Origin of the sequence: Lysinibacillus sp. RS10, assembly GCF_041956855.1 — a bacterium.
Taxonomy (GTDB): domain Bacteria; phylum Bacillota; class Bacilli; order Bacillales_A; family Planococcaceae; genus Lysinibacillus; species Lysinibacillus xylanilyticus_A.
This window is the reverse complement of the sequence record NZ_CP167122.1, coordinates 3,144,673-3,170,601: the sequence shown is the minus strand read 5'-3', so window position 1 is coordinate 3,170,601 and position 25,929 is coordinate 3,144,673. Positions and strand designations below refer to the sequence as shown.

General features: G+C 39.0%; 26 protein-coding genes. 17 read left to right on the top strand and 9 right to left on the bottom strand.

Translation table 11 applies throughout. The features are described 5' to 3' along the window. The first annotated feature begins 176 nt into the window (after nucleotides 1–176). Nucleotides 177–377 (top strand): cold-shock protein, encoded by a 201-nt coding sequence (locus ACB089_RS16260; RefSeq protein WP_068982670.1) that lies wholly within the window; start codon nucleotides 177–179, stop codon nucleotides 375–377. Nucleotides 378–694: 317 nt separating this feature from the next. On the opposite strand, the gene ACB089_RS16255 is transcribed toward ACB089_RS16260, so the two are convergent. Then, complete coding sequence (locus ACB089_RS16255; RefSeq protein WP_374967336.1) at nucleotides 695–892, bottom strand: hypothetical protein; 198 nt, start codon at nucleotides 890–892, stop codon at nucleotides 695–697. A 495-nt stretch (nucleotides 893–1,387) separates the two neighbouring features. Here ACB089_RS16255 and ACB089_RS16250 point away from each other — a divergent pair, with 495 nt between their 5' ends. From ACB089_RS16250 to ACB089_RS16175, 16 genes are all read left to right on the top strand, one after another. Then, on the top strand, nucleotides 1,388–1,753 hold the full coding sequence (locus tag ACB089_RS16250) for an Rpn family recombination-promoting nuclease/putative transposase (RefSeq protein ID WP_374967335.1): 366 nt from the start codon (nucleotides 1,388–1,390) through the stop codon (nucleotides 1,751–1,753). A gap of 1 nt (nucleotide 1,754) precedes the next feature. Then, the gene (locus ACB089_RS16245) at nucleotides 1,755–2,387 is read left to right on the top strand and encodes an Rpn family recombination-promoting nuclease/putative transposase (RefSeq protein ID WP_374967334.1); all 633 of its coding nucleotides are present in this window, start codon (nucleotides 1,755–1,757) and stop codon (nucleotides 2,385–2,387) included. Nucleotides 2,388–3,348: 961 nt separating this feature from the next. Beyond that, entirely contained in the window at nucleotides 3,349–3,963 is a 615-nt protein-coding gene (locus ACB089_RS16240; RefSeq protein ID WP_374967333.1) for an HD domain-containing protein, read from the top strand. A gap of 441 nt (nucleotides 3,964–4,404) precedes the next feature. Further along, nucleotides 4,405–6,291 (top strand): ABC-F family ATP-binding cassette domain-containing protein, encoded by a 1,887-nt coding sequence (locus tag ACB089_RS16235; protein WP_374967332.1) that lies wholly within the window; start codon nucleotides 4,405–4,407, stop codon nucleotides 6,289–6,291. 12 nt (nucleotides 6,292–6,303) lie between these two features. Beyond that, complete coding sequence (locus ACB089_RS16230; RefSeq protein WP_374967331.1) at nucleotides 6,304–7,428, top strand: conserved virulence factor C family protein; 1,125 nt, start codon at nucleotides 6,304–6,306, stop codon at nucleotides 7,426–7,428. A gap of 307 nt (nucleotides 7,429–7,735) precedes the next feature. After that, complete coding sequence (locus ACB089_RS16225; protein WP_374967330.1) at nucleotides 7,736–8,968, top strand: M20 family metallopeptidase; 1,233 nt, start codon at nucleotides 7,736–7,738, stop codon at nucleotides 8,966–8,968. Next, entirely contained in the window at nucleotides 8,965–10,053 is a 1,089-nt protein-coding gene (locus tag ACB089_RS16220; protein WP_374967329.1) for a tartrate dehydrogenase, read from the top strand. Before ACB089_RS16225 ends, ACB089_RS16220 begins: the two co-directional genes overlap by 4 nt. A gap of 1 nt (nucleotide 10,054) precedes the next feature. Then, nucleotides 10,055–10,801, top strand: coding sequence for an SDR family NAD(P)-dependent oxidoreductase (locus tag ACB089_RS16215; RefSeq protein WP_374967328.1), 747 nt, complete (start codon nucleotides 10,055–10,057; stop codon nucleotides 10,799–10,801). Nucleotides 10,802–10,811: 10 nt separating this feature from the next. Beyond that, nucleotides 10,812–12,263: an aldehyde dehydrogenase family protein gene (locus ACB089_RS16210; RefSeq protein WP_374967327.1), complete on the top strand. Its 1,452-nt coding sequence runs from the start codon at nucleotides 10,812–10,814 to the stop codon at nucleotides 12,261–12,263. Nucleotides 12,264–12,272: 9 nt separating this feature from the next. After that, a complete protein-coding gene (locus tag ACB089_RS16205) occupies nucleotides 12,273–13,298 on the top strand; it encodes an ABC transporter ATP-binding protein (RefSeq protein ID WP_374967326.1) in 1,026 nt (341 codons plus the stop codon). Next, nucleotides 13,273–14,247 carry an ABC transporter ATP-binding protein gene (locus ACB089_RS16200; protein ID WP_374967325.1) on the top strand — a complete coding sequence of 325 codons (975 nt, stop codon included), beginning with the start codon at nucleotides 13,273–13,275 and terminating at the stop codon, nucleotides 14,245–14,247. The genes ACB089_RS16205 and ACB089_RS16200 overlap by 26 nt, the downstream gene beginning before the upstream one ends. Nucleotides 14,248–14,289: 42 nt before the next feature. Then, nucleotides 14,290–15,279 (top strand): P1 family peptidase, encoded by a 990-nt coding sequence (locus ACB089_RS16195; RefSeq protein WP_374967324.1) that lies wholly within the window; start codon nucleotides 14,290–14,292, stop codon nucleotides 15,277–15,279. A gap of 1 nt (nucleotide 15,280) precedes the next feature. Then, complete coding sequence (locus ACB089_RS16190; protein ID WP_374967323.1) at nucleotides 15,281–16,828, top strand: ABC transporter substrate-binding protein; 1,548 nt, start codon at nucleotides 15,281–15,283, stop codon at nucleotides 16,826–16,828. A gap of 17 nt (nucleotides 16,829–16,845) precedes the next feature. Further along, on the top strand, nucleotides 16,846–17,787 hold the full coding sequence (locus ACB089_RS16185; protein WP_374967322.1) for an ABC transporter permease: 942 nt from the start codon (nucleotides 16,846–16,848) through the stop codon (nucleotides 17,785–17,787). A gap of 12 nt (nucleotides 17,788–17,799) precedes the next feature. Next, complete coding sequence (locus tag ACB089_RS16180) at nucleotides 17,800–18,627, top strand: ABC transporter permease (RefSeq protein ID WP_374967321.1); 828 nt, start codon at nucleotides 17,800–17,802, stop codon at nucleotides 18,625–18,627. A gap of 8 nt (nucleotides 18,628–18,635) precedes the next feature. Continuing rightward, nucleotides 18,636–18,902 (top strand): hypothetical protein, encoded by a 267-nt coding sequence (locus ACB089_RS16175; RefSeq protein ID WP_374967320.1) that lies wholly within the window; start codon nucleotides 18,636–18,638, stop codon nucleotides 18,900–18,902. An 81-nt stretch (nucleotides 18,903–18,983) separates the two neighbouring features. Here the strand turns inward: ACB089_RS16175 and ACB089_RS16170 are convergent, their stop codons facing one another. From ACB089_RS16170 to ACB089_RS16135, 8 genes are all read right to left on the bottom strand, one after another. Then, nucleotides 18,984–19,373 carry a hypothetical protein gene (locus ACB089_RS16170; protein WP_374967319.1) on the bottom strand — a complete coding sequence of 130 codons (390 nt, stop codon included), beginning with the start codon at nucleotides 19,371–19,373 and terminating at the stop codon, nucleotides 18,984–18,986. Between the two features lie 203 nt (nucleotides 19,374–19,576). After that, the gene (locus ACB089_RS16165) at nucleotides 19,577–20,002 is read right to left on the bottom strand and encodes a nucleotidyltransferase domain-containing protein (RefSeq protein WP_374967318.1); all 426 of its coding nucleotides are present in this window, start codon (nucleotides 20,000–20,002) and stop codon (nucleotides 19,577–19,579) included. 77 nt (nucleotides 20,003–20,079) lie between these two features. After that, the gene (locus ACB089_RS16160) at nucleotides 20,080–20,469 is read right to left on the bottom strand and encodes an RDD family protein (protein WP_374967317.1); all 390 of its coding nucleotides are present in this window, start codon (nucleotides 20,467–20,469) and stop codon (nucleotides 20,080–20,082) included. 69 nt (nucleotides 20,470–20,538) lie between these two features. Continuing rightward, complete coding sequence (locus tag ACB089_RS16155; protein WP_374967316.1) at nucleotides 20,539–21,513, bottom strand: carbohydrate kinase; 975 nt, start codon at nucleotides 21,511–21,513, stop codon at nucleotides 20,539–20,541. After that, complete coding sequence (locus ACB089_RS16150) at nucleotides 21,510–22,409, bottom strand: DMT family transporter (RefSeq protein WP_368637452.1); 900 nt, start codon at nucleotides 22,407–22,409, stop codon at nucleotides 21,510–21,512. Before ACB089_RS16150 ends, ACB089_RS16155 begins: the two co-directional genes overlap by 4 nt. 184 nt (nucleotides 22,410–22,593) lie before the next feature. After that, complete coding sequence (locus tag ACB089_RS16145) at nucleotides 22,594–23,844, bottom strand: glutamate-5-semialdehyde dehydrogenase (RefSeq protein WP_374967315.1); 1,251 nt, start codon at nucleotides 23,842–23,844, stop codon at nucleotides 22,594–22,596. Nucleotides 23,845–23,865: 21 nt separating this feature from the next. Then, the gene (gene proB, locus ACB089_RS16140) at nucleotides 23,866–24,951 is read right to left on the bottom strand and encodes a glutamate 5-kinase (RefSeq protein WP_374967314.1); all 1,086 of its coding nucleotides are present in this window, start codon (nucleotides 24,949–24,951) and stop codon (nucleotides 23,866–23,868) included. Between the two features lie 484 nt (nucleotides 24,952–25,435). Then, nucleotides 25,436–25,819: a sodium:proton antiporter gene (locus ACB089_RS16135; protein WP_374967313.1), complete on the bottom strand. Its 384-nt coding sequence runs from the start codon at nucleotides 25,817–25,819 to the stop codon at nucleotides 25,436–25,438. Nucleotides 25,820–25,929: the final 110 nt, after the last annotated feature.

Genomic DNA, 25,929 nt, shown 5'->3' with positions numbered 1-25,929 from the left:
TAGACATTTATAATTTTATATTATAAAATGAATGTAATAAAATCGTTTACAAAGAAAACAATGAATTCACATATTACAAAGAGTAATCGTGTTTTATTAGATGCTTTTTGTAATATGTGAATTTTTTTTCTTATAAAAATGATATTTATTTAATACAATTAATGGAGGTCATTAAAATGACACAAGGTACAGTAAAATGGTTTAACTCAGAAAAAGGTTTTGGATTCATCGAAGTAGAAGGCGGAAACGACGTATTCGCTCACTTCTCAGCTATCCAAGGTGACGGCTTCAAAACACTTGAAGAAGGTCAAAAAGTTGAATTCTCAGTAGAAGAAGGCCCACGTGGACCACAAGCTACAAACATCGTAAAACTTTAATTTTAATGATGTAACCATAAGAAAGAGGCATCCTTACATGAGGATGCCTCTTTTATAGTGTCGACAAAGCCGTTTTTAGACTTTGTCGACATTTTTTATATTTGTAGTAGCTTTTTTGTAAATAAAGAATGCAGCTAGTAAAAGCTGTGAATCTTAGTAATTTGTTTCAAAATTCTGTTGTCTACAGTTTCAGTTGCTTCTTTAAGTTATAAAAGAAAGCTTTTAGGGTCATCATCATATCGTTTGGTTGATTTCCAAATGATAAAAGATTGCCTTTTTACTCAAGGGTGTTGATAGTACTAAGATGGTCAAGTAAATTATGCACCATAATGAATAAGTAGAAAACTAGCTAACCATAAAAAAATCGCAATTCGAATGATTAAATACATTGTATATTCAAAGGAAGAAAGTTTTCTTTCACGCTTTAAATTTTTTAGAAGTCTAACGGAAATAACAGAACATAAAAGTAGGACTGCTATAGATAATTGATATACGTTTTCTAATAGGTCTTTCACATAATCATCCTCTCATACTGAAGATATGAGCTGTCATTTCTTATTATGCTGGCCCTTTAGTTGATTGAGAGGACTGCTATCGATTGTAAGTTAGTTGCAAGCTCTTTCGTTTTAGGACTGTGGTGAATAGCCAGAGTTTATTTTTATGCTCTTATAAAGAAAAAGGAAGAACAATACAATGAGTTTTATTGAAAGTACTTGCCGTGGATATCCAACTGGAATTAGTTTTTTGAATCTGCATGAATAGATGGGCAGCTTTTACAGTCTCTTCGGCAGGGGGATTACATAACATTCGTTCCTATAATACCTCAACAGCAGCATTGTGTATTAACATGGATAACGATGGTCATGTATTAGGGCTATTAGAATTATTTTTAATAAACTACAGAAGGCTTGTTTTTTATTTCTTGAAGTTGGTCCTACAATTGAAGCATGTTAAAATAATATAAAATATGAAGATTTATGACCAAACTTTAAGTGAATGGGGTGATGGTTGTGAGTGAAAAGGCTTTACGTAGAATTCCGCTAACGAAATTGATGGATTTGAAAGTAGACTATGCATTTAAACAAATGTTTGGTAGCGAAAAAAATAAACATATGACCATTGTTTTTCTTAATGCGATTTTAAATCGAACTGGTCGAAATACCATCCAAGAAGTGGCTTTTATGAAACAAGAATTTGGTGGCGAATATAAGGATGATAAGCAGTCAAGATTAGATATTGTGGTGAAAACGCAGGATCAGCAAATGATTAATATTGAAATTCAATTGTCTAATCAGCACGATATGTTTAAGCGTACATTATTTTACTGGGCTCAACTATATACATCACAATTGCAAAAAAGGTATGGGGTATCATAAATTGCTACCGACTATTACCATTAATATAGGTAATTTCACCGTATTTCCTCAAAGTGCATATTATCACAGTACCTTCCATTTATATGAGGATAAAACATTAAAGCGATTAGTTATACAGGATGATGCTTTGGAAGTGCACTTTATTGAAATGAATAAATTCCTTGAACAATGGCATAGGGGAGTTCTTAAGCCACTGGATGATATTTTAGCACGTTGGTTATTGTTATTAGGAATGGTCGATGCACGAAAGAAAAAGGTTTATGAAAAAATTTATCATGAATTGGAGGAACTAGCGATGAAGGACGAACATCTATTACAGGCATTCAATGTCTGGGAAGAGCTAAGTTTATCACAGGAGGATGTTATTGCCTATCAGTCACGCTTAAAGTATATCCTTGATGAAGAGGCGAAGCTAGACTATGCGAAGCATATGGCAGAGCAAAAGGGTATAGAAGAAAGGAAAAAAGAAGGGAAAAAAGAAGGGAAGAAAGAAGCAAAGGAAGAAATCACCAACAATCTTTTAGTGAATAATATGGATATTGATTTTATTAGTAAAATAACAGGCTTATCTATGGAGCGTATTGAAGAAATTAAGAAAGAGCTAATCCAAAATAATGACAATCAACAACGGTAGGGTTAACGAAGTTATAATTTCTGAGAAGAGCTAATGCATGGAATGTAGAGTGGTAAGAGCAACAGGAGAATCTGCTTTAATTAACAAGCTCATTACCACAAGAGTTATTAACTTCTATGCGAATATATCATGGTCTTCTAAGGAACATGTGAAAAAAAGAAGCAGAGAAAAGTGAGATAGGATAAATGTCTTTAAAATGGAAATGGAAGAAACAATAAAAGCTGCCATCATCTACATATAGTAAATGGGCAGCTTTTATTGTTTCTTCAGCGGGTGGGTATTACATAACATAACGATCGTTCCTACTTCCTTCATAACTTATTACTTCATTTACGGCTTAAATGAAATTCGGAAAAAAAGTTGCCTAAAAAAGAATGATCTAGTTTTGTTAGCACGACTCTGATGATTCAGCTTTTCGCACTATGTTAACAAATTGGTGTTCTCTTTGCCATTAATGGGAGGAGTTACGTTCACATTATACTTAAAATAATAGAAGAAGGTAACATCAATTAATGATAAAAAATGACACGCTTGCAACAGTTGGTCAAAGCATTCTTGGTCGTGAAAACAGGCTAACTGTTTGTTCACTCATCTCATCATGTACGTTTACTATGCGGGTTAAAACAAAGAATTTACTAAGGGAAAGTGTTCACTTTTATTTGTTTTCTTAGATGATGGATTTACACTATACGAACATCATCTTTCAACAAAATATTCAATTGTAAGCCCGCTGAAGTTGTTTAATCTGTCAAAGCATAGTTCTTGTACACTAATGAAATAGTGAGCTTACAGAACATAATTAGCTGTTCTGTATGTTTATCTTATAATATTCTGAAAAATTAGTCAATTGAAATATGCATATTATTTTAATTTTAATTTTAAATCTAAAAGAAAGGTGCTTCGCTACCAACTCCTCTAAGCTATACAGTATAATCATAAGGGAAAGGACTGAATTAAAAATATGAACAATTTAATGAATAAAGTACGTGGGATTTATGAACAGTTTGATGCTAGTCATGATTTTCAACATATTGAACGTGTTTATCAAAATGCGTTAGCGATTTTACATACAGAGCCGAAAGCTGATGCAGAGGTCGTGAAAATTGCTGTGCTTTTGCATGATGTAAGTGATAAAAAGTATACCGATAGTAAAGAGCAAGAAAATAAGTTAATTGCTGAGCTGTCTTTAAACGAGGAGAAAAAGCAACATATCCGAGATTGCATTGCACAAGTATCGTTTAATGGTGGGAATGAGCTAGAAGCAACTTCTCTTGAAGCAAAAATAGTAAGAGATGCAGATCGCTTAGATGCTATAGGAGCGATTGGTATTGCACGCACATTTGCTTACGGCGGTGCGAAAGGTCGAAAGCTTTACGATGAAACGGAAGAAGCACGTATGAATATGACAGAGGAGGCATATCGCAATAAAAATACTGCCTCTGTCACACACTTTTATGAGAAGCTTTTATTATTACAAGATTTAATGGTAACAGAGAAAGGCAAGCAAATGGCTAAAGAACGCCATCAATTTATGGTACTGTTTTTAGAGCAATTAAAACATGAAATAGGAAAGTAAATGTACATTCCAATTCTAAGTAGCTGTAAATGCAATCTTTAAAACTTTAACTTCTTTCAACAAGATAAAAAGGTATAAGCGCCGCTGGATTAATAGCGAGCTTATACCTTTCTTCATATTGTCTTACTTTGTACTTGATACCTTTAAAAATTCTTTACTCCTCGGATGTTATTTCAATCAGAATAGATGGCCTTCACTAAGTGGTTGTTCTACGTTTTGTATGGTAGTGCCTATATAATATATCTATTTCTTCTGTTCTCCAATGGTTAAAGGCAGCAAGTTAATGGGGGAGAGCATGTTTTTTGATAGGGAAGCTCGGTTTGTTGTCCTTTGTTTACCTGTCATTTGATGTTATGATAAAAATGGATATCAATAATAAACTACATATTCAAAGTAGTACGGACACTAACAACACCTAAATGAAAGAGATGGACAAGTGTAATGAGTCATTTAATTGTACAAAATTTAACGAAAACAGTGGGCGATAAAACGCTCTTTCAAAATATTGAATTTACCATTTATGAGGGAGAGCGTGCGGGGCTAATTGGTATTAATGGTACTGGTAAATCCACGCTGCTTTCTATTTTAGCAGGTGAAATCGAAGCGGATTCAATGAATGTTGACCGCCCAAATAAATACCGTGTAGCATATTTACCACAGGAGCCTACTTTTGAAAGCGGAGAAACTGTGTTACAGGCAGTGTTTGCAGGGGATTCACCTATTTTAAAACTTAATCGTGAATATGAGGAAACGGTTGCTGCACTTGCATTAAATCCAACTTCAGAAAGTTTACAAAAAACGTTATTTAGCATACAGCATCGCATGGATGAGGAACAGGCATGGGATGTCAATGCACTTGCTAAGACAGCACTTACGAAGCTCGGCATTGAAATGTTTGATAAAGAAGTATTAACACTGTCAGGTGGTCAACAAAAGCGCGTCGCCTTAGCTAAAGTATTAATAGAGCCAGCAGATCTTTATTTATTGGACGAGCCGACCAACCATTTAGACGTGCAGTCAACGGAGTGGTTGCAAGAAATGGTGTTACGATTAAAGGGAGCCGTCATATTTATTACCCATGATCGTTATTTCCTAGATGAATTATCTACTCATATTTATGAGCTAGCTGACCAAACATTATATCGACATACAGGGAATTATGGAGATTATTTAGAAGCACGTGCTATTCGTGAGGAAATGAGAGCAGCCTCTGCACAAAAAGACCGCAACCGCTATCGCTCAGAGTTAAAATGGATTCGTCGTGGTGCGAAGGCGCGTTCGACGAAGCAAAAGGCACGTATTCAACGCTTCGAACAGTTAGAGGAAGGCTTGGAGCGTAATTCAGAGGATGTTTCGCTTGAAATGGGGCTAGCTACAACGCGTCTCGGTCGAAAGGTTTTAGAGGCAGAAAATATTTCAAAGGCTTTTGGCCAACAAAAAATCCTTGAAGACTTTTCATTTTTACTACAACAGGGCGACCGTATTGGTATTATCGGAGCTAATGGTGTAGGAAAATCAACATTATTGAACATGCTAGCAGGTGAACTTACACCGGATATAGGTGAAATTCATGTTGGCTCGACAGTGAAGTTAGCGCATTTCAAACAAACATTACCGAAAATGAATGAAAATGAGCGTATGATTGAATATATTCGAGAAGCTTCAAATGATATAACAGATGCAGAGGGTGTGCGCTATTCGGCGGCTCAAATGCTGGAGCGTTTCTTATTCCCGCTTCATGGGCATGGTACACCGATCGGTAAATTATCGGGTGGCGAGCGTAAACGTCTACATTTATTACGTTTATTAATGGAGCAACCAAACGTATTGTTACTAGATGAGCCTACGAATGATTTGGATATTGAAACACTAGGTGTGCTAGAAGATTTCATTGAGCATTTCCCTGGAGTCGTTATGACTATTTCCCACGATCGCTTTTTCCTAGATCGTATTGCGAAAAAACTATGGATTTTAGATGGTCTTGGACATGTTGAGGAGACACTTGATATTTACAGTGATTATTTACAAAAGCGTGAACAGGAAGCTGCTGTAAAGGTAGAGGCGCCAAAGGTAGAAAAACCGAAAACCGAAAAGCCTAAGTCAGACAAGAAAAAATTATCCTTTAAAGAGCAAAAAGAATGGGAAACAATTGCTGATGAAATAGAAAAGACAGAGACAGCAATTATGGAGACAGAAGAAGGTATTGCTCACGCAGGTGCTGATTTTACAAAATTACAGGAATTAACGGCGAAGCTTGATGAGTTGAATGCACATTATGAACACCTTATTGAAAGATGGTCGTATTTAGATGAAATTGTAAACGGGTAAGGAGCGATATGCGTGAAGATTATTACAATTGAACCGACACCAAGTCCTAATTCAATGAAAATTGTCGTCGATACAGAGTTACCTTTTGGCAAAAGCTATAATTTTACAAAGGATAATAAAGATCAAGCAACTGGTGAAGCTGCAGCGATTTTAGCAATTGAAGGTGTCAAGGGAGTTTATCATGTAGCAGATTTCTTCGCTGTAGAGCGTAACGCAAAATATGCATGGGAAGGTATTTTAGCAAGTATTCGTCAAGTGCTAGGTGAAGAAGTACACGAAGAAAATGAAACGCAAGTAGCCAGTGAATTTTATGGTGAAGTGTACGTTCATGTGCAGTTTTATAAGCAGGTGCCACTACAAGTAAAAGTATTTGATAATCAACGTGAGCACCGTGTGAGCTGTGGCGAGCGATTTGTGGAGACTTTCAATAAAATTATTGATACAGCAGTTGATGAAAATTATATTTTCCAACGTAAGTGGATTGACTATGGCGTTCGTTATGGAGAGCTCGAGGAAATTGCGGAAGCCGTGAAGCAGGAAATCAATGTGACATATTCTGAGGAGCGTTTAGCAGAAATTGTCTCAACGACTAATGATTCTGAGAAAACAATAGTGAAACCTGCTAAGCTAAAAGTGACTGTTGAACAGTTCACACAACCTGAATGGGAAAAGCGTTTCCAATTACTTGACCAAATGGCAGATCCAGAACTAGATGATTTACCACTTTTAGATTTAGCGTTACAAGATGAACAAATGTCCATCCGTCGCCTGGCAACAGTGTATTTAGGAATGATTGAAGATGTTGCAGTTGTTCCCTATTTAGAAAAGGCATTACAAGACAAAAGTGCAGCTGTACGACGAACTGCTGGCGATTGTATGAGTGACCTTGGCTTAGTGGAATTTGAAGATGCGATGCAGCGAGCATTACAGGATAAAAATAAGCTTGTTCGATGGCGTGCAGCTATGTACTTATATGAAGTCGGTACTGAAAAGTCATTAGTGGCATTAAAGGCTGCCGAAGAAGATAAAGAATTCGAAGTGAAACTACAAGTAAAAATGGCGGTTGCCCGCATCGAACAGGGTGAAGAAGCAAAAGGCTCTGTTTGGAAGCAAATGACAGAATCACGCAAGCAATAAAATGAAAAAACCAGCATCTATTTGAGCTATTCAAATTAGATGCTGGTTTTTTATCTTCATTCAGCAAATTTTTTTGAAAGCGCCCAATCGGAACGGAAATCAAACCCACATTTTGGTAATTATTTAATCTTTTTTTATCGAAAATTAACATAAAATAGATTGTTTTGTTCTTTTCTAACTTTTTACTACTAAACAAAATGTTAATAGCATTAAATGTTTTATTAACAAATTGTCTAATGCTTATCTAAAAGGACAATGTTAAAATAATCTGAATTTCGAATATTCTATTAAATAAGGGGGCCTTTAGATGACAGTACTAAATTTAAAGACAACAGAATCTTATTTGCGTGACCGAGAGGTAGTTATTGAGCTTACTCAAAAGCTAGTTCGTATTGAAAGCGTTTATCGAGAAAATGATCCAAATGGCAATGAACAAGAAGTGGCAAATTTTGTTGCTCAATATTTACGTGATATCGGGATTGAAACATATGTAGAGGAAGTTGTGCCAGGCAGACCGAATGTGATTGGTATTATTGATTCGGGTAAACCAGGGAAAACGCTACTCTTTGAAGGACATACAGATGTTGTGACTGAAGGTAATCGTGAAGCATGGACGTACGATCCATTCGGTGCAGAAATTATTGATGGTCGAATGTATGGCCGTGGTACAAATGATACAAAAGGAAATCTTGCATGTATGATTACAGCTTGCCAGTCGTTATTACTGGATCAGGAGGAATTTACAGGCAAGATTATTTTATGTATTCCTTGTGATGAAGAAGGATTGATGCTTGGCATTAAACATTTTATAAAAAATGGTTGGGCAGATGGTGTAGATGGGGCCATTATATGCGAACCACAGGAAAATAATGTTAGTATTGCACAGCGTGGAGCGATACGTTTGAAGGTAGATATTTTTGGTAAGATGGCGCACGGTGCAATTTCTTGGAGCGGCATTAACCCGAACTGGCGTATGGCACGTTTTATCGTGGAGCTAGAAAAATTAGAAAAAGAAGAGCAAGCACGTTTGGGACGAGATCCCATGCTTAATTGGCCATCTATTACACCGACTATTTTGCGAGCACCAGTCAAAGGGGATGCACAAATTAATGTGATTCCTGATCATTGTATGACGACGCTTGATATTCGTACAGTACCTGCTCAGGATCATGATGAGCTTCTCGGCAAAATTGATGCGATTATTAAACGTCTGCAAGCAGATGACCCTGATTTTAAGGTAGAACTAACGGTGCTTGACAACCGACCAGCCACAGCTACTGCAAAGGAGGAACCTGTAGTACAAGCCATTTATGAGGCAGTTGCTGAAGTAACGGAGAAAGAACCAAAATATAACGGTGTTCCAGGGGCTACAGATGGAACATTCCTTCATGTGCACGGTGTCCCAATTGTGACGATTGGTGCAGGTGATCGTGATATTCCCCATCAAATTGACGAATATGTCGATATCGAAGAATTGGCAGAAACAACAGCTATATATCGTTTGGCAGCACTTAAGTTTTTAACAGGTGATACACAATGACTCACGCAAAAATCGCAGTCATTCCAGGTGATGGTATTGGAAAGGAAGTTATGGAGGAAGCGCTAAAGGTACTAAATTTTCTTCAGGAACATGATTCGTCTTTCCGAATAGAAACAACCATTTTTCCTTGGAGCTCCGATTATTATCTCAAGCACGGTCGTATGATGCCTGAAAATGCACTAGACATTTTAAAAGAGTTTGATGCGATTTTATTCGGGGCTATTGGAGATGCTCGTGTTCCAGACGACGTTACGGTATGGGAATTAATTATGCCGATACGAAAAAACTTCCAGCAATATGTTAATTTCCGTCCGATTAAATCGCTACCTGGCATAGCCTCACCGCTTGCCAACGAGCGTGATATTGATTTCGTTATCTTTCGAGAAAATGCGGAGGGGGAATATTCCGATAGTGGTGGACGAATGTATCATAATCAGCTACAGGAAATGACGATTCAAAATACGATTATGACACGGATCGGTATTGAAAAAATTGTACAAGCCGCCTGTGATTATGCCTATAAATATGGCAAAACAAAAATTACGAGTGCAACAAAATCGAATGCGATGATCCATTCGATGAAGTTCTGGGATGAGCATACGAAAAGAATTCTTACTCAAAGTTTACCAACGCTAGAACTAGAATCTATTTATATCGACGCATTAGTAGCTTACTTTGTGGAGCGACCTCAGGATTTTCAAGTTATTGTTGCCTCCAATTTATTCGGGGATATTTTATCTGATTTAGGGTCAGCTATTGTCGGCGGTCTAGGATTATCACCATCAGCCAATTTGAATCCAGAAAAGGAATTCCCCTCTATGTTTGAGCCTGTGCATGGTTCAGCGCCAGATATTGCAGGAAAGGGAATTGCAAATCCAATCGCTCAAATTTGGTCACTCGCTTTATTGCTCGGACATATTGGAAGACCTGATTTAGAGGAGCTCATAGTCCATGCGATTGAGGCGGTGCTACGAGAGGGAATTGTGAAAACGGCTGATATTGGTGGACAGGCGTCAACAGCGCAAATGGGTGATGCCATTTGTCAGGAGATTGTCAAAATGAAATTAGCAGCAGGGGGTGTATAGCATGGCAGCAGAACAACAGGTTATTATTGTCACAGGTGCTGGCGGCGGTATGGGGAAAGCCATTATTCAGGAGCAGCTTGAGAAGGGCCATATTGTAGTAGGGCTTGATCTTTCTGTAGCATCACTAACAGACTTAGCGCAGGATGCCTTGCAATGTTTTGAAGTTAATGTTTTACAGGAGGAACGTGTGAACGACATATGCAAACAGGTTTTTGAAAAGTATGGCCGGATTGATGGACTTGTCAATGCACTTGGCATAGCGCAGGCTGCAACACCGATTGAACAAGTCTCGATGGATGAGTGGAATCGGTTAATGGATGTCAATGTGAAAACTTTATTTATAACAACGAAGGCGGTCGTTTCTTATATGAAGGAACGGCAAAAGGGCTCAATTGTAACAATCGCCTCGATTTCTGCTGTCCGCCCGAGACCAGGTTTACAAGCGTATATTGCTTCTAAAGGGGCGGCAGAGAGCTTTGCACGTGGAATGGCGATTGAATTAGCGCCGTTCCAAATACGTGTCAATACGATTCATCCAGGACCAGCGGATACACAGATGCTGGGTCAGTTCGCTGCACAAGGAGCGGACATCGAGCAAACAAAGCAAAGTGTCTTTGTTCAATCAGTACCCCTTGGGCGTTTAGTGAATCCGTCAGACATTGCAGGTGCAGTAAGTTATTTACTTTCAAATGAAGCAAGTATGGTTACAGGAACGACATTACATGTAGATGGTGGTCGCGGACTTTAGGAGGGATCAGGTGAAAAAAATTCCGATGTTTATAAACGGTGAGTGGGTTCACGCTGGCTCGGAGGAATTATTGGATGTCATGAATCCCTCTACCGGTGAAATGATTGCCCAAATTACGAATGCGAATAAAGCGCACGTCGATGAAGCTGTTCGTGCTGCCCGAGTAGCGTTTGAAAGTGAAGAATGGCGGAAAATAAAGGCGCATGAACGAGGACAGCTACTTGTTGAGTTCGCACACTATATCCGCAAGCATGCAGAGGAATGGAGCTTATTAGAATGTCGTGATGTTGGCAAGCCGTTATCCCAGGCAAGAGCAGATATTGAGGCAGCAGCTCGCTATTTTGAGTTTTACGGAGGAGCAGCTGATAAAGTGATGGGGGATACAATTCCAATTGAAGATGGTATTTTAAATGCGGTAGTGTTAGAGCCTGTTGGGATTACCGTACATATCGTGCCCTGGAATTATCCTATTCAAATAACAGCGAGAAGTGTAGCAGCTGCCATTGCAACGGGCAATGCAGTGATTGTCAAAAGTGCTGAAGATACGCCATTGACAGCACATGCCATAACTGAATGGTTTGCAGATAAACTGCCAAAAGGTATTTTTCAGCATATTACAGGTTTAGGTCGTGAAGTCGGTCCATATTTAACATCACATCCTGATATCAATCACATTACGTTTACGGGCTCTGTCCCAACAGGCATAGCTGTTATGAAATCAGCAGCTGAAAATGTAGTACCTGTGACATTAGAGCTTGGTGGGAAATCGCCTAATATTGTTTTTTCGGATGCAAACATGGAGCAGGCGCTGGATGGAGTAGTTCGTGCGATTATTCAAAATGCAGGACAAACATGCTCTGCTGGAGCAAGATTGCTGATAGAAGCGCGTGAGAAGGAAACATTTATCGCGCAACTAGTGCGAAAATTCCAAGCATTAAAAGTTGGTCCAGGTGAAGCAGATGTTGATATGGGACCATTGTTAAATGAACGACAATATACGAAGATCTCAACACTATTGCATAAAGCGAAGGAAGATGGCTATGTGGTTACTGGTGGCGAAACATTGACGATTGAAGGCTATGAAAAAGGCTATTATATACAACCGACCATACTAGATGGCGTAGATGTGAACGATCCGCTAGCACAAGAGGAAATTTTCGGACCAGTGTTGACTGTTTTTACGTTTACAACTGTCGAAGAAGCGATTGCCTTAGCGAATAGTACAGACTACGGTTTAGTTGCGGGCGTTTGGTCAAAGGATATAGATACTGCTCATTATGTCGCAAGCCGAGTACAGGCCGGGCAAGTATTTGTCAATAACTACGGGGCAGCAGGCGGTATACAAATGCCTTTTGGTGGCTATAAAAAGAGCGGCATTGGGCGAGAAAAAGGCTTTGTCGCGTTAAGGAATTATACGCAAATGAAAAATATCGCCATACGCTATGCTCCACCTAATCAGTGAGATGGAGGGATGCATTTGGAAGAAAATCAAGTGCTGCTAGAGGTAAATCATTTAAAAATAAGTTTTTATTTAAAAAATGGCAAACAGGCAAAAGTTGTTGATGATGTGAGCTTTACGATTCGAAAAGGCGAAACAGTTGCACTTGTAGGTGAATCTGGTAGCGGAAAAAGCATTACATCGTTATCCATTATGCGTTTACTACCAATACCACCAGGAGAAATTACAGCGGGTACCATTAAATTGAATGGCAAAAATCTACTAGACTATAAAAATAAAGAGATGAGCCATATAAGAGGCAATGAAATTAGTATGATTTTTCAAGAGCCGATGACCTCTTTAGATCCTGTTTTTACAATCGGTAATCAAATGATAGAAGGAATACGCAGGCACCAAAAGATGTCTAAAAAAGAGGCGTGGGAGAAATCTTTACAGTTTTTAAAAGAAGTCGGTATTGCCAATGCAGAAAAGGTTATGACAGAATATCCGCACCAATTATCAGGCGGTATGCGGCAGCGTGTCATGATTGCAATCGCCATGTCCAATAATCCTCAGTTGTTAATTGCAGATGAGCCAACAACAGCACTTGATGTAACCGTACAGGCACAAATATTAAAGCTCATGATGAAGATGAAGGAAGAGCATCATTCGGCTATATTATTTATTACGCATGATATGAGCGTTGTTGCACAAACGGCAGATCGTGTCATGGTCATGTATGCCGGGCAAATCGTAGAGGAAGCACCAGTGCAGGAGCTCTTTCAAAATCCAAAGCATCCGTATACGACTGCCCTTTTAAAAACAATGCCGAGTCTTGAGACGGATGTTAAAAGATTACCTTCCATTCCAGGCACCGTCCCGCCAGCTTATGCGTTACCAGAAGGCTGCCGATTTGCACCACGCTGTCCATTTGCGATGGAACAATGCCGTGTCACTCAGCCAGAGGTCATCCATATTCAAGAGGAGCATAAAGTGTCCTGCCATCTATTCACAGAGGAAGGGGAGCCTGTTTATGACGAAAAAAGAAGTTTTGCTTGAAATTAATCATTTAAAAGCCTACTTTCCTGTGAAACGTAAGTCGATGAAGGAAGAGAAAAAAGTCATTAAAGCAGTCGACGATATTTCCATTGAGATTTTCCGTGGCGAGACGCTTGGCATAGTAGGCGAATCTGGCTCCGGGAAATCAACGTTTGGACGGACAGTTTTGAAACTTGTTGAACCGACTTCGGGAGAAATTTTGTATAAAGGGCAGCCTATCCAGCATTTAAAAGGCAACAAGCTTCAAACCTATCGCAATCAAATGCAAATGATTTTTCAGGACCCTTTTGCATCTCTGAATCCTCGTATGCGAATTGGTGCCATTATCGAAGAACCGATGAAGCTGCAATTAACATTAACGAAGGAGCAACGCAAAGAACGTGTGAAGGAGCTTTTACACAAGGTAGGTCTATCAGAGGATGCGATGCAAAAGTTTCCGCATGAATTTTCTGGAGGTCAACGGCAACGAATCGGTATTGCACGGGCTCTTGCTATTCATCCAGAGTTCATCATTGCGGACGAGCCTGTATCTGCGCTAGATGTATCAGTGCAGTCACAAGTTTTGAACTTAATGATGGATTTACAGGATGAATTTCATTTGACCTATTTATTTATCTCACATGATTTAAGTGTTGTGAAACATATAAGTGATCGAGTGGCGGTGCTGTATTTAGGGAGAGTGGTGGAAATTGGCACGAAGAAAGAATTATTTGCTAATCCTCTACATCCATATACACAAGCATTACTGTCAGCGATTCCAGTAGTAAATTTTGATAAGCCGAAACAGGAAATACCGTTACAAGGTGAATTGCCGAACCCGATGAATCCGCCTATTGGCTGTGTGTTCCATACACGTTGTCCTTTTGTGATGGAAAGATGTCATCAGGAACGACCAGTACTTCAAGAGAAAAATAAAGATCAACGAGTAGCCTGCTTATTATATGATTAATAATCTGAATATTAAGTCTTTTTTGAGGGTGAGGTGTATAGTATGTTTGGCAATATTACAGATGTGCCCGGAGTTAAGGTTGGGCATGCAGAAAATAATGAAGGCATTACAGGCTGTACAGTAATCTTAGTCGAAAATGGTGCAGTTTGCGGTGTCGACGTAAGAGGCTCTGCACCGGGCACTCGAGAGACGGATGCACTTGATCCTATGAATGAAATAGATCGAGTACATGGGATTTGCTTGTCTGGAGGAAGTGCATTTGGATTAGATGCAGCAACAGGGGTCATGCAATATTTAGAGGAGCAGGGTGTTGGTGTGGATGCGGGTGTTACGACAATACCAATTGTCCCTAGTGCTGTGCTTTTTGATTTATTTATCGGTGATCCAAAGACTAGACCTACAGCTAAAATGGGTTATGAAGCGGCCAAAAGTGCGATTGTTGGGCCATTCGCAAATGGTAATACAGGTGCTGGTTATGGTGCGACTGTAGGCAAATTAGCAGGACCTCAATTTTGTATGAAAGGGGGGCTTGGTAGCGCCGCTATCGCTGGCAAAAATGATCTTGTTGCTGGTGCAATTGTTGCTGTCAATGCTGTTGGGGATATAAAAGACCCAAATACAAGACAAATACTAGCAGGTGCGAGGAATCCAAAAACAGGGGAATGGTTGGATTGTTGTGCTTATTTAGAAGAACATGTGCAATCAGAAGCGCTGTCTGGTACGAATACGACAATTGGTGTCATTGCAGTGAATGCCAAACTAACAAAAGCAGAGGCGAAAAAAATAGCGCAGCTGACACAAAATGCCCTCGCACGCACCATTTATCCTGTTCACACAATGCTAGATGGAGATACGGTTTTCGTGCTAGGTACAGGAGATAAAACATATCCAGTCGACTATTTGGGACATTTGGCTACAACGGTTATGGAGGAAGCGATATTAGTGGGTGTGAAAGAGGCTGATAGGTTAGCAGAAGTAGAGAGCTATAAAAGCATTCAAATAAAGAGTATTGAGGGAACAGGGGGAAATTGACATGAGGCTGAATAAAAATTGGTTGCTGCTGTTGTTGGTATTGATAGTAGGTTTACTAATAAGTGCATGCTCAAGTGATGATGGGAAAGAAGCCAGTTCAGGTGAAAAGTCAGTAGCAGAGTTACCTCAAGAAATTGTAGTTCGTGTAAATGATGACCCAGACTTTTTAGATCCACATAAAGCAACAGCATCGATATCATACCAAATGATTCTTAATATTTTTGAAGGACTGATGGCACCAGAAACCGATGGATCTTTAAAAGAAGGGCTAGCAGAAAGCTATGAACTATCTAAGGATGGCTTAACATATACCTTCAAAATTCGCCCAGGTGTGAAATTTCATAATGGTGAGGATTTAACGATTGAGGATATTCAATATTCATTTGATCGATTAATGGGGAAAAACGGTGGAGAAAAGATGTCAAACAGCTTTGATAATGTTGCGTCAACAGAAGCACCAGATGCCAATACATTTGTCATAAAGCTGAAAGAGCCAAACTCCAATTTCCTCTATTCATTAACTGCTCGACAATCAGCAATCGTACCAAAAAGCAATGATGGCAAGCATAATGAAAATCCAATAGGTACTGGGCCATTTGCTTATGTAAAATATTCTCCTGGTACAAATTTAGAGCTAAAGAAAAACGAAAACTACTGGAAGGAAGGTCTTCCATACTTAAATAAAGTGACGTTTACATTCCAATCAGATGATCAAGCAGCAATAATGAGTTTAATGGCCAATGAAGTAGACTTAACGAGTGTTCCTTGGCATCGTGTAGGTGAAGTGAAGGGGAACTATAATGTATCGCATCAAAATAATAACTCATCGTTAATTATTACATTTAACGAAACAAAAGCACCATTTGATAATGTCAAGGTCCGTCAGGCAATCAACTACGCAATAAGTAAGTCCGATATTATTGACTCCGTGTTTGCTGGCTATGCTGTACCACTCGGTTCAAATATGAGTCCTGCGATGGGAGACTATCAAAAGAAAGGCCTAGAAAGCATGTATACGCGAGATGTGAAAAAGGCAAAAGCATTATTAGCGGAAGCGGGCTACCCTGATGGCTTTAAAACAAAAATTACAGTGTCTTCGCATAACGATATTTATTCGAATATCGCTCAAATCGTTGTAGATAATTTAAAGGAAATCGGTATTGACGTGGAAATTGAAGTTGTAGAATGGGGAATTTGGCTAGACCGAGTTTATTTTGGCCGCGACTATCAAATGACAACGATTGATTTAACAGGTCGAGCATCTGCCTACGAAGTATTAAATGATTACATTTCAACGAATGAGAGTGAAAACTTCTTCTTATTTAAAAATGATGAGTACGACAAAATGATGACAGATGTTTTGAAGGAAGCAGATCAGGCAAAGCAAATGGACTATTACCATCGTGCACAGGAAATTTTAGCTGAGCAGGCAGCAGCGGTTTACATCGCGGATTATCAAATTGTTTGGGGCTCCGACAAGCAAGTTACAGGATTAAAGAACTACCCATTCTGGTTCCACGACATGTCTGAAGTGAAATTTTCTAACTAGAAAGGGATGAGTGTCCAATGATGTATATGATACGTCGATTCATTCTGTTAATAACAACCATCCTTTTAGTGTCGATTATTACATTTGGTGTTTTTCAAATTTTACCTGGTGATCCGGTTCGGACAATGTTGGGGACTGAAGCCGATCCCACACAAATTGAAAATTTGCGATCAGAGCTTGGCTTGAATCGACCCCTTTATGAGCAATACACGGATTGGATGAAGGGATTATTGACAGGGGAATTAGGAAATTCTATTCGTTTTTCAATGCCAGTAAAAGACTTATTATTTGAACGACTTCCTGTAACGATGTCATTGGCTGGGCTCACACTCATAATTGTGTTATTCATTTCCTTACCATTAGGGATGTTTGCGGCGAGAAGACAAAATAAGCTAAGTGATGTGTCATTATCGACAGTGACACAAGTTGGTATGGCCGTTCCCTCTTTCTGGCTTGGCATGATGCTTATTTTATATATTGGCATGCAATTTAGCTTTTTTAAAATTAGTGGATATATTCCGTGGACGCAAAGTGTAACAGGAGCGCTAAGCACGCTTGTTCTCCCTGCATTAACCATTGCGATTCCGCAAATTGCGGTTAATTTCCGCTATGTTCGTACTGCTATTTTAGAGCAAGTTCAGCTCGATTACGTGCGTACGATTCGCAGTAAAGGAATGTCAGAGCACAATGTTATGTATAAACATGTTTTAAAAAATTCGATGATTCCGATATTAACGGTCTTTGGACTGATCATGGCAGAGGTCGTGGCGGGAACAATTATTGTGGAGCAAGTATTTTCATTGCCAGGTGTTGGTCAACTGCTGATCACAGCTATTAGCAATCGAGATTTTCCATTAGTGCAAGGAATCGTCATGTATATTACTGTAGCGGTGGTTATGATTAATTTTATGGTCGATATTTTATATTCTGTGATAGATCCTAGAATCCGATTACGATGAGGGGTGGATACGATGAAAAATAGACAAAGGTACACGAAAAATATCAATTTAATCATTGGTCTACTAGTCATTGTCGGTTTTCTAATCGTGATGATTGTCAGCTTTTTTTATACGCCACATGATGTGAACGCTATGAATATACCTCAAAAGTTACGCAGCCCAAGTAGTAACTATCTTTTTGGTACGGATGAATTTGGTCGTGATATTTTTAGCCGTATTATGAAAGGAACACAAACTGCCTTTGCAGTCGGTTTACTGACAGTATGTATAGGAACAGTTTTTGGTATTTTAATTGGAGGTATAGCGGGCTATGTAGGTGGCTGGATCGATGAAATTTTTATGCGCATGATGGATGCATTAATGGCCTTTCCAGGTATTATTTTAGCTTTAATGCTCGTTGCCGTATTTGGACCAGGGATCGTCAATACTGCTATAGCATTAGGCATTATTGCCATACCGGCCATTGCCAGAATTGCACGTAGTGGCTTTGTTCAACATCGTGACGCCGAATATGTATTAGCTGCAAAGTTAATTGGCGTAAAGCCCTATAGCATCATGTTCCGCCATATATTACCGAATATTTCATCGCAGATTATTGTCGCAGCAACTGTGACCTTTGCAACCGCAATGCTTGCAGAGGCGGCACTGAGTTACTTAGGGCTCGGCGTGCAGCCACCAAACCCTAGTTGGGGGCGAATGTTAAAAGACTCACAAGCCTATTTAGTTGGGGCCCCTTGGTATACTTATGCGCCAGGTGGAGCTATTACAGTACTTGTGCTAGGCTTATATATGCTTAGCAATGCGTTACGTGATTTTATGGATCCACGTTCAAAAGCGTAGGATATCGGATGCTGTTTTTTTCACTGCTATTTCTATATTTTAAAGGTGGTCCTACCGGCGGGGAAAGGGATTTAGCGGCGGAAAGAAGGATCTTAGCGGCGGAAAAGGTGGTATTAGCGGCGGAAACAAGGATCTTAGCGGCGGAAAAGATGGTATTAGCGGCGGAAACAAGGATCTTACCGGCGGAAAAGGTGGTATTAGCGGCGGAAAAAGAGATTTTACCGGCGCAAACGACGATTTTAGCGGCGGAAACAAATTCCGTAAATTTGGATTAGGTAAAGTCATTATCCAAAGTTCAGAGGGAATAGCTCCTGATAAATAGCAAACTAGGTAAGAGGCTAGTTTGCTATTTTATTTTACTGTAATAGCTCTTTGATTTTTTCCCATAATGGTTTAATTTCTTCGTGATCTGGCGCATTATCGAATATCCAACTTGATTCATAGTGGAAAGTGTTCACTAATTTCTTTACGGCTACCCCATGTGTTACAAGGCTCGTACAATTCATAATATCGACAATCTCATTTAATGGGTTAGGAGGTAACGAATGATGTAACGTTTTAAGTCCAAGTGATGCCCGTTCAGGACAATATTTATGGAGTAGTACTTTGGCGAAATGTTCTAAACTATGCCGCAGTAATTGAACGCACCAAATGTCATTTCCACGCGAAGCACTCTTATAATATTGATACAAATACCAAACCGTATCATCTACAGCATCTTGAAATTCAAGTGGACTTAATGACAAAGTTGTATTCCTCTGTTTAGATGGAAGAATTCCATTTGGATCAAATAAGATTTTAACTTCTTTCAGTGGAAGTCTCTCACCTCCATAGGTGTGAGATGAATGCGGTTTTAAGGTAACTTTTCAGCGTGTGTCCAAACAACCACTGAAAGAAGTTAAAGCCTCCGGCGGATGTCAAGGAATCGGAAAGGAGTACTTAGGGGATGTTAGCCTAAAACCATCGCATCCATGCGATAACGGCTAACTGACCTGCATCGTGCAGGCCTAAGCACAAAGCCGATTCCGGACGAAATTATGCCGAGGCATAATTGATTTACATCTTTATTACTTATTTCAGAGGGGGTTACGGTGAATAAATCGATATGAATCATATCTTCATATACGACTAAGAGCTGAGGCGCGATTATATAGATGTCATCAACGAATAATATTTGTTTATAAGCTTCAATATGGCGGATACGTTGTGGCAAAAATGCCTCGATATGTTCTTCCTCCACAACACAATACATATCAATATCTGAAAATTCATCATGCTCATCTCTAGCGATTGACCCTCTTAAAAATACAGCTTCAATATATTCATTATTTTTTAAACTTTCAAGTAAAACATCAACAACATGATCCAATTTCAATTGTAAATTTCCTCCCTAATTGATTCTCGATCTATTAAAACAGGCTACTCAAAATTATATTTGAGCAGCCTTATCTTCTAGATTTCCTTTACAACTGTACCTGAAAAGTTGTCGTGAGGAAGAAGTTGACCGTTTTGTTGTTCAAACGCTTTTGGACTTTTTAAGTAATGAAATGTGCTAATTGTATCTCGATAAGCCATCCGTTTAATAATTTGAGGGGTTGTTAGCTTTGACCCATTTTCATTTGCAAGTTCGAGTCCCATTGTTTTATAGCCAACTGTTTGTCCATTTTTACGTAATTGTGCAAATTCAAGAGACCACATAACGACTGTTGGTGTGATCATTGCATGGATTGCCTCGTTTTTCACTTTTTTTCGCAGGACATATTCTACACCAGCTCCGACAACTGTTGATATTGCCAAATCAATGAAAAATGCTTTCGTACGCTTTTTCGTAATAGATTTCACTTTAGCTCCTCCTCTTATCCAACGTGTCACTACCTAATACGAATGACATTAGAATAAGTTCCGAAATATTCAAAAAATAATATCGTTTTTAAGTGACAGTTCATGCTTGGCAAGATAAGATGCAATGGCACCATGTTTTTCTGTCGATGCTCCTGCATAATGATTCGCGAATGTAAGGAGAGGGGGAGCCTGCTGTTTACAAAAGTCGAGTAGATTGATGGCTGTAATCTGCTTGCTAAGGAGAATAGTTAACACCGCTCCAATAAAGGCATCGCCCGCTCCAGTTGTATCAATCGCATGAACCTTGTCAGCTGGTACTTTCATATGGTGCTTATTCGTATAAAGACTTGCTCCTTCTGCTCCACGTGTAATGATGAGTACTTGTACTTTCCCCTGAAACAATGATTGGACTGCTGATTCTTCATCCTCAATCGCCGTTAAAAACAAAAGCTCTTCCTCGGACAATTTAACGAGATGGGCTTTTGGTAAAAATTCTAAAATGGTTTGACGACAGGCCTTCTCATCGTTCCATAGAGGCAATCGAACATTGGGGTCAAAAGATACAAGACTACCTGCCTGATGAGCCTGTTCTATCAAAGCTATATGTGCATGCTTCATTGGACTTTCCACTAAATTAACTGAACAAAAATGAAGAATATCAGTACCTGTTAATATATTCGGTGGTAGTTGCTCTTTGTTGTAAAGTAAATCTGCTGCATGGCGACGATAAAATAAGAAGTCACGGTCCCCATCATTTGTCAGTGACACAAAGGCCAAGCTTGTTTCACCTTGATCCGTTTGACTAATATAGTTCGTATCGACACCAGCCTGCCTTAACGTGTCAACAAGGAAATCTCCAAAAGCATCCTGACCTACTTGTGTGATAAGAGCTGATTGTTGCCCAAGCTTTGCACAAACAGCTGCAACATTGGCAGGGGCCCCACCAGCATTTTTAGTAAATTGCTCTACTGCAGCAAGGGAGGTATTTTGTTCAGTAGGCGTAAAATCAATTAATAATTCGCCAATTGCATAAAGTTTACTCACGGAATAATCTCCTTTACATCAGTCTGAGGCACACGCTTTTTCTTTGGAACGTAAATGGTGTAAAAAATGCCACCGAAAATTAATACAATACCAAGTGTTTGCATGAAGCTTGGCATAAAATCAAGTAATAGCATATCGAGAAATATAGCAACAACAGGGTCAACAAATACTAATACTGAAACTAGAATTGTAGAGAGACTACGAATGCTATCAAAAAATAAATAGTAAACAAATCCTGTATGAATAAAACCTGTCCCTAAAATATAAAGCCAGTTTGTTGTCGTTAAGCCTTCAAATAGTGAAAAATCAACAAATGGTAATAGTATGACAATTCCAACTGTTGTTTGGATATACGTTAATGCATAGGAGCTAAGGTTTATGATCGTTTTACTTGTGAGCATCGTAAATGCATAAAATAGTGCAGACAGTAATGCCCAAATAAAACCTGATTTCATAAATTCAGAGAGTGTCAAAAAATTATTTAAGCCGATAATGAACATACTACCGATAAAACAAGTTACTGTTGCTAGCAATGCTTGAATAGTCATCTTCTCTTTTAAGAACAATGCGCCAAAAATTAATACAAATATAGGTGCCAAATTATAGATAGAAATAGCAATGGAAATCGACATTTCTTCAAAGGCTTTAAATAAAAATACCCAGTTTAAGACGATAAAGACGCCACAAAGAAGTGTTTGTAATATTTCTTTTTTATCCCATTTCTCTGTTTTATGCCCGCCAGTAATGAGCCACATTCCTCCTAGAAAGAGGGTAGCGCAAATACATCTGACAAATACTAGCTCGATAGCAGGTACGCCCGTATGAACAGTAAAAAAACCAATGGAGCCAAAAAGAGCCATGGAAACCGTTAATTTTATGATGGCTGAAATGTTCATTCTAAACCTTCTTTCTATTAAAAGTATTATGAGGACAGACGATTATGTATACTAAAACCGCTCAACTAGCAGCTCAGGACACGCTACTCAAACCACTACAACCCATCTCTCCGCTTTAAAAAGTAAAGAAAGCCGACAGAGGAGTAAGATAACAACTGCCGGCTTTTACTTAATAGTTCTACCTTTATTCTCGGATTTGTCCGTTACCGTGAATGAAATACTTTGTAGATGTTAACGCAGGTAAACCCATTGGTCCACGAGCGTGTAATTTTTGCGTACTAATACCAATTTCTGCACCGTAGCCAAATTCAAAGCCGTCCGTAAAACGAGTTGAGGCATTATGATAAACAGCTGCAGCATCCACGCTATTTAAGAAGATGTCCGCTACTAGTTGATCTTCTGTAATAATGGCTTCAGAGTGGTTCGTACCATATTTATTAATATGTTCGATTGCTTCATAAACGTTTTCCACAATTTTAACGCTGATCTTTAAATCTAAATATTCAGTGGCATAATCTTCTTCGGCTGCTGGATGAGCAAAATCAAGTTTTTGACAAACGATTTCATCACCGATAATTGTCACACCTGCCTGATGCAAAGCACTTAGTAGCTGTTTGCCATGCTCATTAAACCAATCAGGATGAATAAGTAAGCTTTCTGCCGCATTACAAACAGAAGGGCGCTGTGTTTTCGCATTTAGACAAATTTTTTCTGACTTTATGTAATCGGCAGTCTGGTCCACATAAATATGGCAGTTGCCAGCACCTGTTTCTAGTACTGGAACAGTGGCCTCATTAACGACTAAGTCAATTAGTGCCTTTCCACCGCGAGGGATTAAGACATCTAAGTAATCTTTTAAATGGAATAATTCTTTTGCTGTTTCCCGATTCGTATCCTCAATTAATTGAATCGCGTCTACAGGGATTGCTGTTTTTTCAAGTGCTCGATGGATAGTTGCTACAAGGGCTATGTTTGAAAATTTTGCTGAAGAACTGCCGCGTAAAATAACAGCATTTCCTGTTTTCAATGATAATGTTGCAGCGTCGACTGTTACATTAGGACGCGCCTCGTAAATCATCCCAATCACACCTATTGGCACCATACGCTTTTCAATCAATAATCCATTATCTTTTTCAATTCGCTCTAGAAGGCTGCCGACTGGGTCATCTAATTTTACGAGTAAATGAATGGCATTTGCCATAGCCTCTACTCGTTCTTTGTTGAGCATGATACGATCAAGTGTAGAAGCAGGCATTCCTTGTTGCTCACCCTGAGCTAAATCTTTTGCATTTTCAGCAATAATAGAATCTTGGTCGATTATCAACTGCTCAGCAATTTTTGTAAGTGCATTATTTTTTTCACAAGTCGTTTTAATGTTTAAGATATAGCTTGCGGCTTTTGCCAGTTTTCCTTTTTGTTGAACTTCACTTGTCATGTAAATTCCCCCTTAATTTGTTTAAATTTTTAGCCATTTGTCTCGGTGAATAACCTCAATTGGATAGTTCGCTAACTCATTTGTACGTTTTCCCATCGCATGTGCTAACTCAAGGGAAGAATATAAGACCTCACCCCGGCCAAGTAGCCTATTGTCACTATAGACCTCGACTACGTCGCCATTTGCGAAATCACCTTCGACACGACATACACCAGCAGGCAACAAGCTTTTCCCATTTGCCAATAGCGCATGTTCAGCACCGCTATCTATAAAAATTTTACCAGATACTTCCGTGAGTGCAATCCACTGTTTATTATTTGTTAAAACAGCAAGAGCCTCATGCTCAACATACGTACCATCACCGCGTCCTTCCATAATATCGACAAGCTTATTCGCGCCGTGACCCGTTCCGATAAATACCTTAACGCCTGCATTTAAAGCTGCTCGAGCTGCCAGTAATTTGGATTCCATACCACCTGTACCTACCTTAGAGCCTGCACCATCTGCAAAACCAAGCATTTCATCGGTTACCTCTGTTAAACGATCAATACGTTTGGCATGTGGGTCTTTATTTGGATTTGCGTTATAAAGCCCATTTATATCTGTTAAAATAATGAGCTGATCTGCATGAACAAGTCCACTTACAAGTGCCGATAGCATGTCGTTATCTCCAAACGTTAATTCGCTGACAGATACCGTATCATTTTCGTTAATAATCGGAAGCATAGAGCGCTCTAGTAATTCCTCAAATGTAGCGTATGCGTTTTTATAGCGCTCCTTTTTTGAGAAATCAGTACGTGTTAGTAAAATTTGTGCAGGCACAATATCATAAATGCTAAATAAAGCGTGGTAGATTTGGATAAGTAAGCTTTGCCCAACAGCCGCCGCAGCCTGTTTACCTTTGACCGTGATTGGACGAGTAGGGTAGCCTAGCTGCTTAAAACCTGCTGCAACTGCACCTGATGAAACAAGTAACACTTCATGGCCACATTTTTTTAATTCAGCAATCGCTTGAACATGGTCCATTAAACGTATTTTATCAATTTCACCTTTTGCATTTGTTAAGGAGCTACTTCCAATTTTAACGACGATTCTTTTTCTTTCCATCACAATTCCTCCAATTCGTCATTTCATTAGCATTATTCGCTACTAGTTTTTTTCAAAATAAAAAACCTCTTCATCCTAACAATTAGGACGAAAAGGTTTGCTTTCCGTGGTACCACCTACATTGAACGTCATTGACATTCCACTTTGCTCATAACGCTTGAGACTGCGCCTAGTTTAGCTAGGACGTTTTACGAAGTAGGTTCTTTAGTCTTTCTTGTACAATGCCTTACAGCCGATGGGCATCGCTCTCTGATCAAGCAGTTTCTAGGTACTAGTCTTCGCACGTTTTTATTGTATAATTCAACATCTTTTGTATAGGGGCTCTTTAGTTGATGCCCCAAACCTTAAAAAGTAATTGAATAAAGAATGCACTACTTCAACGTGTCTGTCAAGCTGATTAGAAAAGTTAATAGAAAGTTTTGAGTAAATAAGTAGGTAATGCCGAACACACGAGGGGAAAGAGTGAAGGGGAACAAATCTTTGTTTACTTGAACCACCAAATTGCCATTACTAGTGGGAGCATCGCCATGACAATGACGAAGAAACTCCATAATATTTGTTTTCCAGAAGACATATTTTTGGGTTTGATACTCATTTGTTCATATAGTTTGTTGATAGCACCTTGTTCTTTCGAATAAAGCATGGCGTGAAATTCATCGTAATCTTGAATATAACTTGAGGGAGGACGTGGACTGAAGCGCAAATTTCGAATATCGTCCGTAATCTCTTTTTCACCCATCCAATAAGTAATAACAGGCGCTAAACCTGATGTTTGCGTAGCCTGTACTTCGATATCATGTGTTTTCATTTTATAATAAACATTTCCTTGCTCGTCTTCATATTGCTTGACAATATCACTTACTGCCATCGACAAACACCTCTTTCTCCAAAACTATACGACTTACTTTTATTATAAGGTATTAAAAGAGAAAAGTATTGTAATTACGAGCATAATTGGTTGGTGAATTTTTCTAGCGA

What these genes read in the sequence shown, in the direction of transcription:
- ACB089_RS16215 (WP_374967328.1), top strand. Translation starts at nt 10,055, where the DNA reads ATGGCAGCAGAACAACAGGTTATTATTGTCACAGGTGCTGGCGGCGGT.
- proB (WP_374967314.1), bottom strand. Translation starts at nt 24,951, where the DNA reads ATGGAAAGAAAAAGAATCGTCGTTAAAATTGGAAGTAGCTCCTTAACA.
- ACB089_RS16195 (WP_374967324.1), top strand. Translation starts at nt 14,290, where the DNA reads ATGTTTGGCAATATTACAGATGTGCCCGGAGTTAAGGTTGGGCATGCA.
- ACB089_RS16225 (WP_374967330.1), top strand. Translation starts at nt 7,736, where the DNA reads ATGACAGTACTAAATTTAAAGACAACAGAATCTTATTTGCGTGACCGA.
- ACB089_RS16135 (WP_374967313.1), bottom strand. Translation starts at nt 25,819, where the DNA reads ATGGCAGTAAGTGATATTGTCAAGCAATATGAAGACGAGCAAGGAAAT.
- ACB089_RS16220 (WP_374967329.1), top strand. Translation starts at nt 8,965, where the DNA reads ATGACTCACGCAAAAATCGCAGTCATTCCAGGTGATGGTATTGGAAAG.
- ACB089_RS16190 (WP_374967323.1), top strand. Translation starts at nt 15,281, where the DNA reads ATGAGGCTGAATAAAAATTGGTTGCTGCTGTTGTTGGTATTGATAGTA.
- ACB089_RS16240 (WP_374967333.1), top strand. Translation starts at nt 3,349, where the DNA reads ATGAACAATTTAATGAATAAAGTACGTGGGATTTATGAACAGTTTGAT.
- ACB089_RS16185 (WP_374967322.1), top strand. Translation starts at nt 16,846, where the DNA reads ATGATGTATATGATACGTCGATTCATTCTGTTAATAACAACCATCCTT.
- ACB089_RS16260 (WP_068982670.1), top strand. Translation starts at nt 177, where the DNA reads ATGACACAAGGTACAGTAAAATGGTTTAACTCAGAAAAAGGTTTTGGA.
- ACB089_RS16175 (WP_374967320.1), top strand. Translation starts at nt 18,636, where the DNA reads ATGCTGTTTTTTTCACTGCTATTTCTATATTTTAAAGGTGGTCCTACC.
- ACB089_RS16200 (WP_374967325.1), top strand. Translation starts at nt 13,273, where the DNA reads ATGACGAAAAAAGAAGTTTTGCTTGAAATTAATCATTTAAAAGCCTAC.
- ACB089_RS16145 (WP_374967315.1), bottom strand. Translation starts at nt 23,844, where the DNA reads ATGACAAGTGAAGTTCAACAAAAAGGAAAACTGGCAAAAGCCGCAAGC.
- ACB089_RS16150 (WP_368637452.1), bottom strand. Translation starts at nt 22,409, where the DNA reads ATGAACATTTCAGCCATCATAAAATTAACGGTTTCCATGGCTCTTTTT.
- ACB089_RS16235 (WP_374967332.1), top strand. Translation starts at nt 4,405, where the DNA reads ATGAGTCATTTAATTGTACAAAATTTAACGAAAACAGTGGGCGATAAA.
- ACB089_RS16205 (WP_374967326.1), top strand. Translation starts at nt 12,273, where the DNA reads ATGCATTTGGAAGAAAATCAAGTGCTGCTAGAGGTAAATCATTTAAAA.
- ACB089_RS16180 (WP_374967321.1), top strand. Translation starts at nt 17,800, where the DNA reads ATGAAAAATAGACAAAGGTACACGAAAAATATCAATTTAATCATTGGT.